1 protein-coding gene is annotated in these 662 nt (G+C 43.8%); it reads left to right on the top strand.

Annotation, left to right across the window (positions count from 1 at the left end; translation table 11 throughout):
* Nucleotides 1–167: 167 nt before the first annotated feature.
* On the top strand, nt 168–662 hold a 495-nt coding region (locus R7O13_RS27685; protein WP_318305300.1), incomplete at its 3' end, for a leucine-rich repeat domain-containing protein.

The raw sequence follows: 662 nt of genomic DNA, 5'->3' as shown, positions 1-662 counted from the left end.
TGATGTTTTGACTCGTACTCACTGCTGCTGTAATACCATTGCAATGGTTTCACTTCTATCCTTTGGTTGCTTTGATTCCATGGTATTCCATCCCATGACTCGCCTTTCTGCCTCTAGCCACGTACACTACTCCGCTTATTATTTCCATTCAATCAGAAGGCTTGGTTTTGCAGACTCTAGAACAATTAAAAAAAGGACAATTAGTAGGAATTAAACAACTGAAGTTGGCGGAAGGGCTAACTGAGTTCCCTATGGAAATTTTAGAGCTTGCAGACTCACTTGAAGTGTTAGATTTATCCGGCAACGCACTGTCAGATTTACCACAAGAGCTGGAACAGCTGACCAAACTAAAAATCATCTTTGCTTCCAATAATCAGTTCACCCATTTACCAGAGGTATTGGGCAAGCTGCCAAACCTTGAGATGGTTGGGTTTAAAACCAACAAGATCAAAGTGGTGAGTGAAGCCTCACTACCAAGTCAGTTACGTTGGCTGATCCTGACTGACAACGAGATTGAAACGCTGCCAAACAGTCTGGGTGAAAGACCGCGCTTAAGAAAGCTTGCACTGGCGGGGAATCGCATCAAACGACTGCCACGTAGCATGGAAAACTTAGTTAATTTGGAACTGATTCGTCTCTCGGCGAACCAGCTAGAGCACTTT

The sequence above is a fragment of the Vibrio sp. Y176 genome (assembly GCF_033438945.1).
This window is presented reverse-complemented; position numbering and strand designations above follow the sequence as displayed.